The 19,531-nt window shown below is 50.8% G+C and carries 13 protein-coding genes and 3 pseudogenes; 8 read left to right on the top strand and 8 right to left on the bottom strand.

Annotated elements, in window-relative coordinates:
- Positions 1-19: 19 nt before the first annotated feature.
- From Q3O12_RS01030 to Q3O12_RS01040, 3 genes are all read right to left on the bottom strand, one after another.
- Complete coding sequence (locus Q3O12_RS01030; RefSeq protein WP_301668925.1) at positions 20-841, bottom strand: YwqG family protein; 822 nt, start codon at positions 839-841, stop codon at positions 20-22.
- A 60-nt stretch (positions 842-901) separates the two neighbouring features.
- Entirely contained in the window at positions 902-2,386 is a 1,485-nt protein-coding gene (locus Q3O12_RS01035; RefSeq protein WP_301668926.1) for a S41 family peptidase, read from the bottom strand.
- 135 nt (positions 2,387-2,521) lie between these two features.
- Positions 2,522-4,318 (bottom strand): peptidoglycan DD-metalloendopeptidase family protein, encoded by a 1,797-nt coding sequence (locus Q3O12_RS01040; protein ID WP_301668927.1) that lies wholly within the window; start codon positions 4,316-4,318, stop codon positions 2,522-2,524.
- Between the two features lie 325 nt (positions 4,319-4,643).
- On the opposite strand from Q3O12_RS01040, the pseudogene Q3O12_RS01045 reads away from it, so the two are divergent.
- The 3 genes and pseudogenes from Q3O12_RS01045 to ruvX all read left to right on the top strand — a co-directional run bounded on the left by Q3O12_RS01045 (position 4,644) and on the right by ruvX (position 6,198).
- Positions 4,644-5,200 (top strand): annotated as a pseudogene (locus Q3O12_RS01045) (CreA family protein).
- Between the two features lies 1 nt (position 5,201).
- The gene (locus Q3O12_RS01050) at positions 5,202-5,750 is read left to right on the top strand and encodes a YqgE/AlgH family protein (RefSeq protein WP_301668928.1); all 549 of its coding nucleotides are present in this window, start codon (positions 5,202-5,204) and stop codon (positions 5,748-5,750) included.
- Complete coding sequence (gene ruvX / locus Q3O12_RS01055) at positions 5,743-6,198, top strand: Holliday junction resolvase RuvX (RefSeq protein WP_301668929.1); 456 nt, start codon at positions 5,743-5,745, stop codon at positions 6,196-6,198. Before Q3O12_RS01050 ends, ruvX begins: the two co-directional genes overlap by 8 nt.
- Before the next feature lie 7 nt (positions 6,199-6,205).
- On the opposite strand, the pseudogene Q3O12_RS01060 reads toward ruvX, so the two are convergent.
- From Q3O12_RS01060 to Q3O12_RS01070, 3 genes and pseudogenes are all read right to left on the bottom strand, one after another.
- Positions 6,206-6,673 (bottom strand): annotated as a pseudogene (locus Q3O12_RS01060) (fumarylacetoacetate hydrolase family protein); the annotation flags it as partial.
- Positions 6,663-7,178, bottom strand: a complete 516-nt coding sequence (locus tag Q3O12_RS10820; RefSeq protein ID WP_373323036.1) for an Imm26 family immunity protein — start codon at positions 7,176-7,178, stop codon at positions 6,663-6,665. The gene Q3O12_RS10820 and the pseudogene Q3O12_RS01060, both read right to left, overlap by 11 nt.
- Before the next feature lie 62 nt (positions 7,179-7,240).
- Entirely contained in the window at positions 7,241-8,953 is a 1,713-nt protein-coding gene (locus Q3O12_RS01070; protein ID WP_301668930.1) for a proline--tRNA ligase, read from the bottom strand.
- Between Q3O12_RS01070 and Q3O12_RS01075 the strand changes: the two genes are divergently transcribed.
- From Q3O12_RS01075 to lpdA, 4 genes are all read left to right on the top strand, one after another.
- A complete protein-coding gene (locus tag Q3O12_RS01075) occupies positions 8,931-9,161 on the top strand; it encodes a hypothetical protein (RefSeq protein WP_153063549.1) in 231 nt (76 codons plus the stop codon). The genes Q3O12_RS01070 and Q3O12_RS01075 overlap by 23 nt on opposite strands.
- Positions 9,162-9,646: 485 nt before the next feature.
- The gene (gene aceE / locus Q3O12_RS01080) at positions 9,647-12,310 is read left to right on the top strand and encodes a pyruvate dehydrogenase (acetyl-transferring), homodimeric type (RefSeq protein ID WP_301668933.1); all 2,664 of its coding nucleotides are present in this window, start codon (positions 9,647-9,649) and stop codon (positions 12,308-12,310) included.
- A gap of 149 nt (positions 12,311-12,459) precedes the next feature.
- Positions 12,460-14,073: a dihydrolipoyllysine-residue acetyltransferase gene (gene aceF, locus Q3O12_RS01085; RefSeq protein WP_301668934.1), complete on the top strand. Its 1,614-nt coding sequence runs from the start codon at positions 12,460-12,462 to the stop codon at positions 14,071-14,073.
- Positions 14,074-14,149: 76 nt separating this feature from the next.
- Complete coding sequence (gene lpdA, locus Q3O12_RS01090) at positions 14,150-15,934, top strand: dihydrolipoyl dehydrogenase (protein ID WP_301668935.1); 1,785 nt, start codon at positions 14,150-14,152, stop codon at positions 15,932-15,934.
- Between the two features lie 304 nt (positions 15,935-16,238).
- Here lpdA and Q3O12_RS01095 read toward each other — a convergent pair.
- Together Q3O12_RS01095 and Q3O12_RS01100 are read right to left on the bottom strand one after the other, a co-directional pair.
- Positions 16,239-16,460: pseudogene (locus Q3O12_RS01095) on the bottom strand (S24 family peptidase); the annotation flags it as partial.
- 156 nt (positions 16,461-16,616) lie between these two features.
- Positions 16,617-17,432 carry a transcriptional regulator gene (locus Q3O12_RS01100; RefSeq protein WP_301668937.1) on the bottom strand — a complete coding sequence of 272 codons (816 nt, stop codon included), beginning with the start codon at positions 17,430-17,432 and terminating at the stop codon, positions 16,617-16,619.
- Between the two features lie 381 nt (positions 17,433-17,813).
- Here Q3O12_RS01100 and Q3O12_RS01105 point away from each other — a divergent pair.
- Positions 17,814-19,531 (top strand): DNA-binding protein (locus tag Q3O12_RS01105; protein ID WP_301668938.1); only part of this gene is annotated, 1,718 nt, incomplete at its 3' end.

Raw genomic sequence — 19,531 nt, forward strand, 5'->3', positions numbered from 1 at the left:
GACCGTATGCCGTCTGAACTCAACCGCAATCCCAAGTGAATGCCGTTTTGGAAAAATCGCATTTTTCCAAATCTTCGGGTGCGATAAAGAAATTGCCGATGCCCATATCGCCCCACATGATGTCTATTCCTTCGTTCTCATCATATTGGCTTTCCAATTGGAACAGCAGTTCATAGCCTTCCAAACTGCCGTCGCGCGGATCGTATTGGGCAAAGCAGGGATAACCGCCAATACAGTGTCCCGCCTGATTGGAGGCTTCCCGATAGTTCTCGTAAAGCCGCCAATCGTTGTTACCCGTATCCGTAACCCTTTCGAGAATCAGCTTGCGCATTTCCGGAAAAGTCCGATCGAAACGGTAATCGTCGAAAGACAGATATTGCGTCTCCGGTTCGGAAAAAACCATGCGGAATTCTTCCTCTGCACCAAACGGCAGACCGACTCCGAAATCCCCGAAATCGGAATATGCCGGAACATCCGAACGCAAACCTTCCTGCCGCACTTCGCGATGGTACAAAACACGGAATCCCTTTTGGGCGCGCAAGTCGTCGAAATCCATGCCCGACAAATCGTCGTAACCGTCGACAAAGAACTGGACGATGCCTTCGGTCGGATAGCCCGGCAGATGCGGCATTTGGGCAAAGTTGATTTGCGCCAACAGGGAAAGCGGTTGTCCTTGGTCGTTTTGGGGATATTCCATACCCTCCGGCAGATAAGGTCTGCCGCCGACCTTGCTGTCCCACAGTTCTACTGTCTCTTTCTTCAAAGAAAAACGCACGACGGGTTTTGCCGTGGCTGCAATTTTCTCTGCAAACGGTTCAAGTTCCGGTAAAAAATCGCTCATAACCTATCCTTTCAAACATAATATGCCGTCTGAAACCCTTTCAGACGGCATCGTCAAAACCTACTTCTTATCTTTTTTATCTTTCTTATCCTTATTTGAAACCGGCTTTTTCGCCGCCAGCCCCAAAGACTTCTGCCACTGTTCGGGCGACTTGACCAAATCCAAAGCCTTACGCAACTGGTCGTCTTTGGCAGGGTTCGGAATCCGCCTTGAAGACAAATCCTCATCCTTTTTCTTTTTGCCTTTTTCTTTTGCAGCGGGCTTATCTGCATTTTCTTCAAGCGGCACGGCAAGGGTTTCACTATTGACATCCTCGCCGCCCAAGGGATTGCCGATGTGTCCGACCAAATCCGCCTCGCGGCTTTCAAAAGTGCGTTCCTTATCCTTCACCTCGACATCGGGAACAATCCCCTGCGCCTGAATGGAGCGGTCGTTCGGCGTGTAATACAGAGCGGTCGTCAACTTGACCGCGCTGCCATTGGACAAAGGAATCAAAGTCTGAACTGAACCTTTGCCGAAACTCTGCGTACCGACGATAACCGCGCGTTTGTGGTCCTGTAATGCACCTGCGACAATTTCCGAAGCGGAAGCCGAACCCGAATTGACCAACACCGTCATCGGTATGGTTTTCAACTCGGCAGGAATGCCCGCCAACGGATCGCCGCCCATACCGTACACATAATCCTCGGGAACGGCTTTCAGTACCATGCCGTCTTTGCCGTCGCGTCCCTTGGTGCTGACGACGACCGCTTCAGACGGCAGAAACGCCGCCGACACGCCGACCGCGCCGGTCAAAAGTCCGCCGGGGTCGTCGCGCAAATCCAACACCAGCCCCTTGAGCGGTCTGCCTTTGTTTTCCTTTACCAGCTCTTTTGCGGCGGTATTGACGCTTTCGACCGTCTTCTCTTGGAACTGCGACACGCGGATATAGCCGTAATCCGGCTCGAGCAAATAATGGCGGACGCTTTTCACTTTAATAATGGCGCGCGTCAGGTTGACGACTATCGGCTTGTCGGCATTTTTACGCGACAGCGTCAAAGTAATCTTCGAACCCGGCTTGCCGCGCATTTTTTTCACCGCTTCGCTGACCGTCATCCCCCGCGTCGAAACATTATCGATTTTCACAATGAAATCGCCGCTTTTCACTCCCGCCCGTTCCGCAGGCGTGTCCTCAATCGGCGAAACCACTTTGACAAAACCGTCTTCCTGCCCGATTTCCATCCCCAAGCCGCCAAATTCGCCGCTGGTCGATTCCTTCATTTCCGCATAACCTTTTTTATCCATATATTCGGAATGCGGATCCAAACCGGCCACCATACCCTTCATCGCGCCTTCAAACAAATCGGCATCGGGTTTGTCCTGATAATAGTTTGCCTTGATTTGACCGTAAACCTCCGCCATTGTGCGGATGGATTGCACCGGCAGGACTTCGTTATCCCGCCTGTCCTTCTCGGCAGCAAAACCCTGCACCGCCAGACTGACGGCAACGCCGCTGATTGCACCCAAGGTATAAAGTGCGATTTTCTTGAAAACAGGTTTCGACATTCTTCTTTAACTTTCTCTCTTGATTTTCCGAAAACGGAAACACAGCCATTGAAAACGTATTGAAAACGGCAGGATTTGCAACGGGATGCGCCGCAGCGGACAATCCGCGCAAAACCTGCCTTTTTATTTTCCCAATCAACGTATCCAGCTCGAAGGGTTCAACACCTGACCTTGATAACGTATTTGCAGGTAAAGCCCCTCTTCCCCGTCCGGCAGCGACCCGCTCGTGCCGATTTTGCTTCCCGCAGAAACCGACTGCCCCTTGCCGGCGGAAATTTCGCTCAAACCGGCATAGATGCTGATGTAGTTCTCGCCGTGATCGACCACAACCACTTTGCCGTAGCCGTCCAACTCGTCCGCATAGCTTACCGTTCCCGGCGCAATGCTTTCAACCGTTGCAGGTGCAGTGGAATAGAACACGCCTTTCCAAACATCGCCGCCGCTCCGGCTCTGCCCGAAAAGTCCGGTCGGCACGCCGTCAACCGGTTTTTTCAAACGTCCCTGCATGCGGCTGAAACTGTCGGCACTGCCGATACCCATAACCGGAGGGGCTTGGATGTTCCTGTCTTCGGCAGTCAGGTTGGACATTGCCGCACGTCGTGCCTCAGCCTGCTGCTGCGCCGCTTCTTTTTCTTTTCTGGCTTTTTCGGCAGCCGCCAGCCTGGCTTCCGCCAGTTTTCTTTTTGCTCCCGCATCCTGAATGCGGTGTTCGGCTTTTTTCTTCTCCAAACTGCTCAAAAGATGGTTCAATTGCTGTTCGTTTTCTTTCTGTTCCAGCAGTTTTTGGGCATCTTTGGCGATTTTGGCATTTTGCCTGCGGCTCTCCGCCTGTTCCGCCGCGTCACTTACACCCTGTTTTTTCAGCAGGGACTGCACGTTTGCCTGAATCTTTTTCAAATACGCCAGCTCGTTGTTGATTTTCTGCTCTTGCGCCGCCAATGCCTTCTGCTGTTTTTCCAAATCTTTGACGACTTCCCGATTGGAGGCGTTCACATAACGCGTATAGCGCAAAAAGCGGTTTTTCTGACCCGGTTCGGCATTTTTCAGGAACAAGGCGACCGCATTGGGTTGGCTGTTCTTATAACTGCCCGACACAAAGCGGGAAATCTGCGCTTTCGCTCCGGCAACTTCCGTTTTCAAACGGTTCAAATCGGCATTGAGGTTTTGAAACTTGTCCCAAGCCTCGCGCTGTTTGCGGTTGACGGAAGCCAGGCTGCCGCGCGCCCGGCGGATGCGTTCCTGACGGATGCGTTCCTCCTGAAGCTGATCGAGCGAGGTGCTGACGCGGACCAGCAGCCCCTCGCCCTGTTTGAGCAGGGCTTTTTTGTTTTCGACATCGTTGGTTGCTGCGGAAACGGCGGCTTTCAATTCGTCCGAATCGGTTTTGGCATTTTTCTCTTCGGTGTGTTTTTTGTCCTGTTTCACTGCTTTGCCGTCCTTGTCGGTACGGTCTTTTTTATTTGCAGAAACAGTGTCTTTGTCCGCCTTGCCGCCCTTACGCGGATTGTCCTGTCCTTTTGCCTCTTTTTTGCCTTGTTTGTTTTCAGGCTGTGTTTTTGCGTTTTTTTCTTTGGATTCGGACACAGGCTTGCCATATGCCTTTTTGCGTTCCGCCTTCGATTCCTTATCCTCTCCGCGTCCTTTGCGCGCAGACTGCCCGGATGTTGCCTCCTTCTCTGTTTCTTTGCGGTTTTTGGCGTTTTTTTTGGACTCTTTGCCCTCTTTTTCCTCCTCTTTGCCGCCTGTTTTTTTATCTTTCACTGCGGAATTTTTGCCTTTTTCTTTTTTGCCTTCCGCCGCTTCGGGCTGTTCTTTTTTGTTCTTCGCCTGTTTTTTCACTTCGGCGGAACGGTTGTGTGCCGCGTCGTGGGCGGCAACGGCGGGCGTGGAAAAAACGAGCATCAGGGCGAGCAGGAGGGGTTTGTAGCGCATGGTTCGGCCTTCGGAAAAAGTTGGATAATACTGAAGGCTGCACGAAAGCAGCCGGACGTTTGGATTATACTGTCAGTTATGCCGTCTGAAAATGCCGTTTGCCCAATCTTGCACCTTCTTTGCACGGACACTTGCAATCGGCTCAAACAGCCTTATATTGTGCGGCATATTTTCAATGCTGCAACGGATATTGTGTTCCGACACACAGCGTAGCACATTAAGCCGCGTACCGTATGTTGCCCGATTCGGGAGCGTGCGCCCATCCAAACAAAGCAAGCCCTGCCGCCTTCCGGAAAACGGTGATTCAACCGATAAGGAAATTTTGATGAACAGACTGCTACTGCTGTCTGCCGCCGTCCTGCTGACTGCCTGCGGCAGCGGCGAAACCGATAAAATCGGACGGGCAAGCACCGTTTTCAATATGCTGGGAAAAAACGACCGTATCGAGGTGAAAGGATTCGACGATCCCGACGTTCAGCGCATTACCTGTTATATTTCATATGCAAAAAAGACGGCTTGAAGGAAACGGTCAATTTGGAAGAAGACGCGTCCGACGCATCGGTTTCGTGCGTTCAGACGGCATCTTCGATTTCTTTTGACGAAACCGCCGTGCGCAAACCGAAAGAAGTTTTCAAGCACGGTACGAGCTTCGCGTTCAAGAGCCGGCAGATTATCCGTTATTATGATCCGAAACGTAAAACTTTCGCTTATTTGGTTTACAGCGATAAAATCGTCCAAGGCTCGCCGAAAAATTCCTTAAGTGTGGTTTCCTGTTTCGGCAGCAACCTGCAAACCAATATGCCTCAAGCGGGCACTTCCGGCAAAATGCTTGCTGGCGCCTGCATGATTTCCAACCCGATAGAAAATCCCGACAAACGCTGATATGAACCTGTCCAACCACTTTCTCGTCGCCATGCCCAATATGGAAGATGCGTTTTTTGCACAATCGGTCGTCTATATCTGCAAACACGATGAAGACGGCACACTCGGCATCGCCATCAACAAACCCTCTCCGATTACGATGGACATGATTTTTTCCGCCACCGGCAAAAACATCCCTTTCCGAATGCAGCACGACAGCGTGATGATGGGCGGCCCGGTGCAAGTCGAGCGAGGTTATGTCGTGCATACCCCTATCGGCAGCTGGCAAAGCAGTATCGGCGTTTCGGACAATATCGCGCTGACCTCTTCCCGCGATGTGCTTGAAAATATTTCACGCGAAGGTGCGGTTGACAAAGCCTTGATCAGCATAGGCTATTCGAGCTGGGGCAAAGGGCAGCTCGAACGCGAACTTGCCGACAACGCATGGCTGACCGTTCCCGCCGACGAACATATCCTGTTCGACATCCCCTACGAACACCGTTACGCCGCCGCATTCGCCAAACTCGGCATCGACCCGCTCGCCCTGTTTTCGGGAGCCGGCCATGCATAAAATTCCAAAAGGAACGGCACTGGCATTCGACTTCGGCGAAGCGCGCATCGGCGTGGCGCAGGGCGATGCGGAATTGGGGCTGTCCCATCCGCTGGCCACCGTTACCGGCGGCAGCAACGATGAAAAATTCGCGGCAATCGCCAAGCTGGTTCAAGAATGGCAGCCGCGTTATTTTGTCGTCGGTCTGCCTGTCCATACCGACGGCACGGAACACGAAATGACGCACCTGTCGCGCAAGTTCGGACGCAGGCTGCACGGCAGATTCGGGCTTCCCGTCTATTGGGTTGACGAACGGCTGTCGTCCGTCTATGCGGAAGGCCTGCTTTCAGAAGCACAAGTTTTTGGCAAAAAAAGGAAATCCGTTCTCGACCAAGTAGCCGCACAGGCAATCCTGCAAAGTTTCTTCGAAGGTAGTTCGGAAGAATTTTTTAACGGACGGGACGAATAAGTCTGCCTTATTTTCGGGCTACCGTAAAAAAAGCTTCTACAAGCCCGTCCAATTCCAGTTCCAATCTGTCCCCCTCACTGATTTTCCCCACGCCCGAAGGTGTTCCGGTAAATACCAGATCACCTTTTTTCAAGCCATAGGACAGAACCAGCTCGCATAAAACCATCCTGAGCGGGTAAATCATCATTTCCGTGTTGCCCCTCTGTTTCAATATACCGTTCTGCCTCAATGAAAAAAGGAAGGATTGGCTGGAAACCTTGTTCGCCGCCACGAAGTCCGAAACACATGCAGAATGCCTGAATCCCTTTGCCTTCAACCAAGGCAGCCCTTTTTCCTTCAGACGGCATTGGATATCCCGTACCGTAAGGTCCAACCCTACACCATATCCTGCGACACATCCCAAAATATCTTCACCCTCGCCCATGCCGTCTGAATCCTTACCGACCAGCAACACGAGCTCGCACTCAAAATAAATACTGAGATGGCAAAGGAAATATGTCTTGATTTTCTGGATAATTCTCTATATTACTAGACAGCCAGAGTTCAAAGATTTTGTAATCATCAAAGAAACCAAATACATATCCCCTTTTTAGTAAGTCTATGTAATCTTTTTGAGGCACTACCAAAGGATTTCCATTTCTCATCACTCTTGATTGTCTAATAAAAAGTTCTTTATTGTATGACAAGAAAATCGCTAAATCTGGATATATTATATTTTCCTTCTCTAAATCAACCTGTCCTATTAGTTTCCAAATCTTCTTTCTTATAGCTGTTTCTATACAGGATTTATAAGTCTTAAACCCAACAGAAAGAAGCTCATCCGTATTGGCTGTCTTTTCCGAGAGATAATCAAAAATACCAAACTCGTATTGCCTTACCCTACATATATAAGTAAATTTCCCATTTGGGAGTGAGATTTCGTAGATTTTTCCGTATTTTTTTGCACCCTTGTCCATATTGATTGTTTTTACTGAAGCCACTTCACTTTCCCCCTAAATAAAAATGCCGTCTGAAATTATTTTCAGACGGCATTCGACCAAGCTTACGCATTTAATGAAGCTGTTACACGCGCAACAATTTCTCCGATTGCAACTGCCTGCGCTTCGTTGTCGCGGCGTTCGGCGTATTCGACATTGCCTTCTTTCAAGGCGCGGTCGCCGATGACGATGCGGTGCGGGATACCGAGAAGCTCGGAGTCGTTCAACAGCACGCCTGCGCGTTCGTCGCGGTCGTCGAGAAGAACGTCTGCGCCTGCCGCCAGCAGTTCGGCATAGATTTTGTCGGCGGCTTCGCGCACGGCGTCTGATTTTTTGTAGTTCATCGGTACGATAACAACTTCAAACGGCGCCATTGCTTTGGTCCAAACAATGCCTTTTTCGTCGTTGTTTTGCTCGATGGCGGCAGCCACAACGCGGGTGATACCAATGCCGTAGCAGCCCATTTCCATGATTTGCGATTTGCCGTTGTTGTCGAGGAAGCTGACGTTCATGGCCCGGGTATATTTGTCGCGCAATTGGAAAACGTGTCCGACTTCGATGCCGCGTGCGAGTTTCAGACGGCCTTGCCCGTCGGGGCTTTCATCGCCTTCGACGACGTTGCGCAAATCGACAAATTCAGGCTCGGCAGCGTCGCGCCCGAAGTTGAAGCCGGTATAGTGGTAGTCGTCTTCGTTCGCGCCGATAACCCAGTCCGCTCCTTTTTCAGTAGCAAAATCGGCATAGACCTTGCCAGTGAAGCCGACCGGGCCGAGCGAGCCGCCGTTCGCACCGAACTGTTCGACAATCGCGGCAGGGCTTGCCATCGTCAGCGGCGATTTCACGCCCGCCAGTTTTTCGGCTTTGATGTCGTTGAACGCATGATCGCCGCGCAACAGCAATAAGACGAGTTCGCCTTCGTTTTCGCCTTCGACCACGATGGATTTGAGGGTTTGTTCAACCGGAATATTGAGAAATTCAACCAATGAATCAATGGTTTTAACATTCGGCGTATGCACCTTGACCAAATCCGCCCGAGCGGCGGCGCGTCCGCCTTTGAGCGGCAAAGTCGGTGCCAATTCGATATTGGCGGCGTAATCTGAAGTGTCGCTGTATGCAATCACATCTTCGCCGCTTTCCGCCAACACTTGAAACTCGTGCGAACCCGTACCGCCGATGCTGCCGGTGTCTGCGGCAACGGGGCGGAACGCCAAACCCAGACGGGTAAAGATGCGGCAGTAAGCATCGTACATATCTTGATAGGCCGTCTGAAGCGAGGCGTAGTCGGCGTGGAAGGAATAAGCGTCTTTCATCACAAACTCGCGCGCACGCATCACGCCGAAACGCGGGCGCACTTCGTCGCGGAATTTGGTTTGGATGTGGTAAAAGTTTTTCGGCAGTTGTTTGTAGCTGTTGATTTCTTTGCGCACGATGTCGGCGATGACTTCCTCGCAGGTCGGGCCCATGCAGAAATCGCGGTCATGGCGGTCTTTCAGGCGCAACAGTTCTTTACCGTAAAATTCCCAGCGGCCAGATTCCTGCCACAGCTCGGCAGGCTGCACCACCGGCATCAGCAACTCCACGCTGCCCGCGCGCGCCATTTCTTCGCGCACGACGTTTTCGACTTTGCGCAACACGCGCAGCCCCATCGGCATCCAAGTATAAAGGCCGGATGCGTTGGCTTTAATCAGACCGGCGCGAATCATGAGCTTGTGGCTGGCAAGCGCGGCTTCAGCAGGGGCTTCTTTCAGGGTGGAAATGAAAAATTGGCTGGCTTTCATAAAAGTATTTTTCCAAACAGGCAGATTCAAAAGTAAATCGGGTGCAGATTGTAACGCGAAAAAAGCAGGTTTTGCACCAACCTCCAAAATTCACCCCCTGCCCCAAGCACGGGACAAATCCCATGCCAGACGGCAAAAACATAACCAGAAACATCATATTGAACATAATTACATGATTTTTATAGATTTAAATGTGCCTATTTTTTAATCAAAATAAGCGTACATTTGTTGCGTAAGACTTTTTTAACACAAGCCGTGGCTTATCAACACGGTTATCCACAAAGCTTGTGTATAGATTTTCTACAATAGGAAAATTGCCGGCAGAGACATAACGATTCGATATCCCACAATTCCGAAAAAATATAACCAAAATTAAACAGGATGTTTTCGCAATCAAAAGACCTGTCCTTACCAAACGCCCACTTCGGAACAAAACCTGCTTTTAAAAGCATGGTTATTTGCCAGCAGACCCGATTGCTGATAGGATTTCGTGTGGAGCAGACCGAACATTTTTTCAAGTTTTCCCTTGTTTCCAAGACTTTTATAATTTTTTGAAAACATTGGACTTAAATTATTTTGTTTCGGTTTGATTTAGAAATTTTCGTTTTTGCTTATTATTTTTCACAAACGAAAATAAAGGGGTTGGCTACACCCTCCCTGCCGATTAAACACTCAACATAAAGGATAGATACTATGTCCACCCAATTACACGATGTTGACCCTATCGAAACCCAAGAGTGGTTGGACGCGTTAAGCTCCGTCCTCGAATATGAAGGCGGCGAACGCGCGCAATACCTCTTGGAAAACCTGGTCAAATACTGCCGCGACAAAGGCGTACGTATGCCCCACGGCACGACCACCCCGTATTTGAATACCGTTTCCGTCGAAAACGAAAAAGGCATTCCCGGCGACCAAAACATCGAGCACCGTATTCGTGCTTTCGTACGTTGGAATGCCGCGGCTATCGTATTGCGCGCGGGTAAAAAAGATTTGGAATTGGGTGGACACATTGCATCTTTCCAATCTGCTGCGACCATGTACGAAGTCGGCTTCAACCACTTCTGGAAAGCCAAAGGCGAAGGCGAAGAAGGCGATTTGGTATTCTTCCAAGGTCATGCCGCCCCCGGCATTTATGCACGTGCTTTCGTTGAAGGCCGTCTGACTGAAGACCAATTGAACAACTTCCGTCAAGAAGTTGCCGGTCATGGTCTGCCTTCCTATCCTCACCCTCACCTGTTGCCTGACTTCTGGCAATTCCCAACCGTATCTATGGGTCTTGGCCCATTGATGGCGATTTACCAAGCCCGTTTCCTGAAATACTTGGAATCTCGCGGCCTGGCTAAAACCAAAGGCCGTAAAGTATGGGTATTCTGTGGCGACGGCGAAATGGATGAACCTGAAAGCCAAGGTGCTATTGCTCTGGCTTCACGCGAAGGCTTGGACAACCTGGTATTCGTCATCAACTGTAACCTGCAACGTCTGGACGGCCCTGTACGCGGTAACGGCAAAATCATTCAAGAGCTGGAAGGCAACTTCTCCGGTGCCGGCTGGAATGTTGTGAAAGTCATCTGGGGTCGTCGTTGGGACCGCCTCTTGGCAAAAGACAAAGATGGCATTCTGCGCAAACGCATGGAAGAATGCTTGGACGGTGACTACCAAACTTACAAATCCAAAGACGGCGCATACGTCCGTGAACACTTCTTCAATACCCCTGAACTGAAAGCATTGGTTGCCGATATGACCGATGATGAAATTTGGGCATTGAACCGCGGCGGCCACGATCCTCAAAAAGTGTACAACGCTTACGATCGCGCAGTGAACCACGCTGACGGCAAACCTACTGTCATTTTGGCTAAAACCATTAAAGGTTACGGCATGGGTGCATCCGGCGAAGGCCAAAACGTTGCCCACCAAGCCAAGAAAATGGACAAAGCTTCTCTGAAACAATTCCGTGACCGCTTTGACATTCCTGTTACCGACGAGCAAATCGACAGCGGCGACCTGCCTTACCTGACTTTTACTCCCGACAGCGAAGAATACAAATACCTGCATGCACGCCGTGAAGCTTTGGGTGGCTACCTGCCTCAACGCAAACCTACCCAAGAAGTTCTGGAAGTGCCTAAACTGTCAGCATTTGAGACTCAACTGAAATCCAGCGGCGACCGTGAATTCTCAACCACCATGGCTTTCGTCCGCATCCTGTCTACTTTGCTGAAAGACAAAAAAATCGGCAAACGCGTGGTACCTATCGTTCCTGATGAAAGCCGTACGTTCGGTATGGAAGGTATGTTCCGCCAATACGGTATTTGGAACCCTAAAGGCCAACAATACACTCCTCAAGATAAAGACCAACTGATGTTCTATAAAGAGTCTGTTGACGGTCAAATCTTGCAAGAAGGTATTAACGAACCAGGTGCCATGGCTGACTGGATTGCTGCTGCGACCAGCTACGCAAACAACAACTTTGCCATGATTCCTTTCTACATCTACTACTCTATGTTCGGTTTCCAACGCGTTGGCGACTTGGCATGGGCGGCGGGCGATATGCACGCGCGCGGCTTCCTGTTGGGCGGTACTGCCGGCCGTACGACGCTGAACGGTGAAGGTCTGCAACACGAAGACGGCCACAGCCATATTCAAGCAGATTTGATTCCAAACTGTGTAACTTACGATCCGACCTTCCAATACGAAGTCGCCGTCATCGTACAAGACGGTCTGCGCCGTATGTATGCCGACCACGAAGACGTGTTCTACTACATCACCCTGATGAACGAGAACTACACCCATCCGGATATGCCCGAAGGCGCGGAACAAGACATCTTGAAAGGTATGTATCTGCTGAAAGCCGGCGGCAAAGGCGACAAGAAAGTCCAACTGATGGGTTCCGGTACGATTCTGCAAGAAGTGATTGCGGGTGCAGAATTGCTGAAAGCCGACTTCGGCGTAGAAGCAGACATCTGGTCTTGCCCGTCCTTCAACCTGCTGCACCGCGACGCTGTCGAAGTGGAACGCTTCAACCGTCTGAACCCGTTGGAAACGGCAAAAGTACCGTTTGTCACTTCCAAACTGCAAGGTCACGAAGGCCCGGTGATTGCCGCTACCGACTACATCCGCAGCTATGCCGACCGTATCCGCGCCTACATCCCGAACGATTACCACGTCTTGGGTACCGACGGTTTCGGACGCTCCGACAGCCGCGCCAACCTGCGTTCGTTCTTTGAAGTGGACCGCTACAACGTTGCCGTTGCCGCATTGGCCGCATTGGCGGAACAAGGCAAAGTCAGCAAAGAAACCGTTCAGCAAGCCATCGAAAAATACGGCATCAAAGCCGATTCGGCCCCTAGCTGGAAACGCTGATTGATGTTTCAGACGGCCTGTTTGCCCCATTCCGACATCAGGCCGTCTGAAAACCGAATGCCCGAATGGTTTGAGCAGACAAACCGTACCGATGCCGCGTGAAGCAGTTTTCAGACGGCATCCAATTGAAAAAGATTAAAGGAACTCAAATGAGTATCGTAGAAATCAAAGTCCCCGATATCGGCGGTCACGAAAACGTCGACATCATCGCCGTAGAAGTCAAAGCGGGCGATACCATCGCCGTTGACGACACCCTGATTACACTGGAAACCGACAAAGCCACTATGGACGTACCTGCCGATGCAGCTGGTGTAGTAAAAGAAGTGAAAGTTAAAGTCGGTGATAAAATTTCCGAAGGCGGTGTGATTCTGACCGTTGAAACCGATGCCGCCGCTGCCGATGCAGCCCCGGCTCCTGCAGCTGAAGCTCCTGTGGCTCCGGCTGCCGCTCCTGCCGCAGCCCCTGCAGGCGGGGCAACTGTAAAAGTCGTTGTACCGGATATTGGCGGTCATACAGATGTAGACATTATTGCCGTTGAAATTAAAGTTGGCGACACTGTTGCCGTTGACGACACTCTGATTACTCTGGAAACCGACAAAGCCACTATGGACGTACCATGTACAGAAGCCGGTGTGGTTAAAGCCGTATTTGTAAAAGTTGGTGACAAAGTATCTGAAGGTTCTGCCATTATCGAAGTAGAAACTGCCGGTTCTGCCGCAGCAGCTCCTGCTCCTGCCGCTCAAGCTGCCGCACCTGCACCGGCTGCCGCTCCAGCTCCTACCACTCCGGCCGCCGCACCTGCACCGGTTGCTCCTGCCGCCGCCAAAATCGACGAAGCCGCTTTCGCCAAAGCACACGCCGGCCCTTCCGCACGCAAACTTGCGCGCGAATTGGGCGTGGATTTGGGCCAAGTCAAAGGTACCGGCTTGAAAGGCCGCATCGTGGGCGACGACATCAAAGCCTTTGTGAAATCCGTTATGCAGGGCGGCGCGGCAAAACCTGCCGCAGCCGGCGCGTCTTTAGGCGGTGGTCTGAACTTGCTGCCGTGGCCTAAAGTGGACTTCTCCAAATTCGGCAATGTCGAAGTTAAAGAATTGTCCCGCATTAAGAAAATCTCCGGTCAAAACCTGTCCCGCAACTGGGTTGTGATTCCGCACGTTACCGTACACGAAGAAGCGGATATGACCGAACTGGAAGAATTCCGCAAACAGCTGAACAAAGAATGGGAACGCGAAGGCGTGAAACTGTCCCCGTTGGCGTTCATCATCAAAGCCTCTGTTTCCGCGCTGAAAGCCTTCCCTGAATTCAACGCTTCTTTGGACGGCGACAATCTGGTGCTGAAAAACTACTTCAACATCGGTTTCGCAGCCGATACGCCGAACGGCTTGGTTGTTCCCGTTATTAAAGACGTGGATCAAAAAGGTTTGAAACAAATCAGCCAAGAATTGACCGAATTGTCCAAAAAAGCCCGCGAAGGCAAGCTCAAACCGCAAGAAATGCAAGGCGCCTGCTTTACCATTTCCAGCTTGGGCGGTATCGGCGGTACAGGTTTCACGCCGATTGTGAATGCTCCCGAAGTCGCCATCTTGGGCGTGTGCAAATCCCAAATCAAACCGGTTTGGAACGGCAAAGAGTTTGCCCCGCGCCTGATGTGCCCGTTGAGCCTGTCCTTCGACCACCGCGTCATCGACGGTGCGGCCGGTATGCGCTTCACCGTATTCTTGGCGAAGCTGTTGAAAGACTTCCGCCGCATTACCCTGTAACCCGATCGGCTTCAGACGGCATAGCGGCCTGTGCCGTCTGAAAAGGAAGTTTGAACATCATTCAGAAAGATGAGACATGAGCTTAGTTGAATTGAAAGTGCCCGACATTGGCGGACACGAAAATGTAGATATTATCGCGGTTGAAGTAAACGTGGGCGACACCATCGCCGTTGACGATACCCTGATTACTTTGGAAACCGACAAAGCGACTATGGACGTACCTGCCGAAGTTGCTGGCGTGGTCAAAGAAGTGAAAGTCAAAGTCGGCGACAAAATCTCCGAAGGCGGCTTGATTGTCGTCGTCGAAGCTGAAGGTGCGGCTGCCGCCCCTAAAGCCGAAGCGGCTGCCGCCCCGGCGCAAGAAGCCCCTAAAGCTGCTGCTCCTGCCCCGCAAGCCGCGCAATTCGGCGGTTCTGCCGATGCCGAGTACGACGTGGTCGTATTGGGCGGCGGCCCCGGCGGTTATTCTGCCGCATTCGCTGCTGCCGATGAAGGCTTGAAAGTCGCCATCGTCGAGCGTTACAAAACTTTGGGAGGCGTTTGCCTGAACGTCGGCTGTATCCCTTCCAAAGCCCTGTTGCACAATGCCGCTGTTATCGACGAAGTGCGCCACTTGGCTGCCAACGGTATCAAATACCCCGAGCCTGAACTCGACATCGATATGCTGCGCGCCTACAAAAACGGCGTGGTTTCCCGCCTCACCGGCGGTTTGGCAGGTATGGCGAAAGGCCGTAAAGTGGACGTTATCCAAGGCGACGGGCAATTCTTGGATCCGCACCACATGGAAGTGTCGCTGACTGCCGGCGACGTGTACGAACAAGCAGCCCCTACCGGCGAGAAAAAAATCGTTGCCTTCAAAAACTGTATCATTGCAGCAGGCAGCCGCGTTACCAAACTGCCGTTTATCCCTGAAGATCCGCGCATCATCGATTCCAGCGGCGCACTGGCACTGAAAGAAGTACCGGGCAAACTGCTGATTATCGGCGGCGGCATTATCGGCCTCGAGATGGGTACGGTTTACAGCACGCTGGGTTCGCGTTTGGATGTGGTTGAAATGATGGACGGCCTGATGCAAGGCGCAGACCGCGACTTGGTGAAAGTATGGCAAAAACAAAACGAATACCGTTTTGACAACATTATGGTCAACACCAAAACCGTTGCAGTCGAGCCGAAAGAAGACGGCGTTTACGTTACCTTTGAAGGTGCAAATGCGCCTAAAGAGCCGCAACGTTACGATGCCGTACTGGTTGCCGCCGGCCGCGCGCCCAACGGCAAACTCATCAGCGCGGAAAAAGCAGGCGTTGCCGTAACCGATCGCGGCTTCATCGAAGTGGACAAACAAATGCGTACCAATGTGCCGCACATCTACGCCATCGGCGACATCGTCGGTCAGCCGATGTTGGCGCACAAAGCCGTTCACGAAGGACACGTTGCCGCCGAAAACTGCGCCGGCCACAAAGCCTACTTCGACGCGCGCGTGATTCCGGGCGTTGCCTACACTTCTCCCGAAGTGGCGTGGGTGGGCGAAACCGAGTTGTCCGCCAAAGCCTCCGGCCGCAAAATCACCAAAGCCAACTTCCCGTGGGCGGCTTCCGGCCGTGCGATTGCCAACGGTTGCGACAACGGCTTTACCAAGCTGATTTTTGATGCTGAAACCGGCCGCATCATCGGCGGCGGCATTGTCGGTCCGAACGGTGGCGATATGATCGGCGAAGTCTGCCTTGCCATCGAAATGGGCTGCGACGCGGCAGACATCGGCAAAACCATCCACCCGCACCCGACCTTGGGCGAATCCATCGGTATGGCTTCGGAAGTGGCATTGGGTACTTGTACCGACCTGCCTCCGCAAAAGAAAAAATAAATCCGACTGAATAAACAGCCGATAAGGTTTATTTGAGAAAATGCCGTCTGAAATGTTCAGACGGCATTTTCTATTTTACAGCGGATTAAAATATTTTGTGGGGGACTGTTAGTTTTTGCACAAGGAACAAATAGAGTAAAAAAACGCTGAAATCTCGGAAAGACGTGGATTTCAGCGTTTTTTTGTATCCGGGAAAGTTACGCCAGCTTTTTCACAAAACCGCGCCGGAATGCGCGGTTTTCTGTTTAAAGCTGACGAGATTAGGGAATTTTTAAAACTGTTTTAAGAGGTTTTTAAAATGGATTTAATCAATACTCCGGCCATACCACTCAACACGACCTATGATGGCGATGTCGTCTTGGGCATTGTTCAAATCTATTTCAAACGGTGCGTAACGTGGATTTTCGGACGTTACAAGCAGTTTGCCCGGTATGCGTTGCACACGTTTGACAAAGAGGTCATTGCCTATACGCAAGACATATAGACCGTCACGCGGGTCGGTTTCGGCGTGATTGATGAGGATGTTTATAAAAGGCTTTAACTAGAAACTAAACATGGAACTCGTACAACAGTTCCATGTTTGAAAAAATCTCTTAATATCATACATCTAAAAAACAAAGCATCTGAAGACTATAAGCTAAACATGAAACTTGAATTTAAAGGCGGAGTTTCATGTTTAAGCCTATTTTTTCCGTTTTTTAGTCGATACTGCTGCATGTGTTTTTTGCAAATCTTCATCACTTAATTCAGTCAGGCTTTCTACTGAGAAATTTTTTTCGAGGTAACTTTTCAACCAATCTTCAAGCTCAAGTTGTTTTACATTTAATTTGATATAAGCGTATTTCTTTTTTCGCCAGTCGGGATCGTTGTTCTTTGATGTTGCTGTATTACTCAACCTACCCAGCCATTTTCTGAGATAAGTTTCTGCTTTGTCGTAATCACTCAATGCGATTAGTTTGTAACTTGGAACTTTACAGTGAGCATTCAGACTAGCCCAAATTGCACGGATTGATTTTGGCGATCGTTTGGCAATCTCTTCGGCTGCGGCAACTTGTTTAACAAGTTGTTGCAGCTTTGAGGCTTGCTCAAGCGTTATGTGTTCCTTACCGGGTTTTGAATCGACACGGGTTCTGATGACATGATTCTGGGTATTAATTTGATGAACAACAGAACCAGATGAGGCGATAACAGCGTTACTGACATTGCCGTTAATCTGATTCTCAACGTTTGATTTCCCGATAGCGTCGTCCAGTTTTTTATTAAGGTCGTCTGAAACAGCATTTAAATTTGCCGAATGAATGCCTGTAAAGACAAATTGAATATCCACCCCTAATTGAACAGCAGCAAGTAAAAAGTCCGCAGGAATGTTGACCTGCCCGCTTTCATACAATCTCAAACTTTCTGCACTGCATCCAGTTTGCTCAGCAAAATTCTTTCGAGAGTATCCAAGGCGGCTTCTCTCTTCAACTAAATTCAATGCTAAATCAATGCGTTCCATAAAAACACCGCAAAATAGTACCAAATATATTTGCTATACCAAATATTTTGGGCATATCATTCAGGTAACAGTTAAGGCAGGCATTAAAGCCTGTAAGGTAAGTAAGGGATTCTATCATGGAGGCATTATGCAAGCGAACGAAATCTATAAATCCTTAGAAGAAAAAAATATATCGGCAAGAATGTTGGCTTCGGCTTTAGGGGGTAACTAACCAATCTGTTTCTGAGGTCATAAGAAATGGGCGAGGAAGCAAAAGAATTGCGGAAGCAATCGCGAAAGTGATTCAAAAAGATTTAGTTGAAGTTTTCCCGCATTACAAAAAAACAGATTATCGAGACAAAAAGATAGCTGAATTGAAAGAGATGCTCGGAGTGGGTTGAAATGGAATATATGGACCTCAAAAGCCTGCTTGATTTTGGGCTGCCAAATATGCCAAGAACAGTAATAGGGCTGAGAAAAAAAGCGCAAAGGGATGGTTGGCAAACGAGAAGGCGTCAAGGTAAGGGTGGTGGTGTTGAATATGCCCTACCTATTGAAATCCGAGCAGCCATCATGAAACGGCAGTCGGACGAGCTGGCGGAGAAGATGCCGAAAATGCTGCCCCAAGTCAGACCGGGGACGGCGATGTCGGCTCAGGCACTGGCTGAAGCGGCCAAGCTGTTGAACGAGAAACAACGGTCGGTGGCGGATGCGCGATGCGCGGTGGTGGCGGCAGTGTTGGGGATCAAATATGAATACGATTGCTCCGCTAAGGCTGCGGTGGCTCAGTTTTTGGGCTTGCTGGCAGAAGGCAAATTGGACGCGGTTACGCTTGGGAATTTGGAAAAGGCCAATGACCGCAGCAGGTCGGCGAAGGTTGGCGAACGTACTTTAGACGGCTGGATATCTGCCTACCTTAAGGCGGAAAACGCGACGGAGCGGTTGCTTGCTTTGGCTCCGAAGACGACGAAGGCGGTCAAGCCGATTGAGAGCTACGGTTGGTTGCCGATGTTTATGCAGTTTCACAATATCCCGTCCGCGCCGAAGCTAGCACACAGCTACCGTCGGTTTGTGCAGTGGGCCGAGGCGGAAAATATGCCGGTCAATGATGTGCCTAATTTGAGTATGGTGCGGCGCGTTTGGGACAAGCTGCCGCTGATTATGCAGGAGCGCGGCAGGAAAACGGGGGCGGCTTATAAATCGCTGCTGCCTTATGTGAAACGTGATTGGGGGGCTTTGAAGCCGAACGATGTTTGGATCGGCGACGGCCACAGCTTTAAAGCGAAGGTGGCGCATCCGGTACACGGCAGGCCGTTTAAGCCGGAAGTGACGGTGATTATTGACGGATGTACGCGGTTTGTGGTCGGGTTTTCGGTCTCTCTTGCTGAAAGTTGTGTGGCGGTATCGGACGCCCTGCGTATCGGGGTCAAGCACTTTGGTTTGCCGATTATCTATTACTCGGATAACGGCGGCGGCCAAACCGGCAAGACGATAGACCATGAAATCACGGGTATCACGTCCCGACTGGGTATCCGGCATGAAACGGGTATCGCGGGCAACCCGCAAGGGCGCGGCATCATCGAACGATGGTGGAAAGACAATCTGATTGAGATGGCACGACAGTATGAGACGTTTGCGGGCGCAGGGATGGACAGCAGCACGAAGAATCTGATGTACCGCAAGATGGAAAGTGCTTTTAATGCTTTGGAAAAAGGCAAGGATTTAACGGAGGAACAACAGAAATATTTGAAGAAACTGCCGGGCTGGTCGCGCTTTATCGCGGATGTGGCCAAGTGTATCGACGAATACAACAACCGCCCGCACGGCGAGCTGCCCCGACATCCGGACGGCGGGCATTATTCGCCGAAGGCTTATCGGGAAATGAGGCTGGAACAGGACGGTATCGCGCCGGATATGTTGTCGGCGCAAGAGCTGGCGACGATGTTTATGCCGCAAGAGGTGCGAAAGGTACAGCGCGGTTGGCTGGATTTGTTCAACAACTCTTATTTCTCAACCGAGCTGGCGGAGTATCACAAGGACGAGGTACGACCCGCAGTCAGTACAGTCACTGCGAAATCGCCGTGCGGCTCCCTACATACTGCGCCTCTTCTTATGCCTGT

It is taken from the genome of Neisseria benedictiae (genome assembly GCF_958267435.1).
Classification (GTDB): Bacteria; Pseudomonadota; Gammaproteobacteria; order Burkholderiales; family Neisseriaceae; genus Neisseria; species Neisseria bergeri.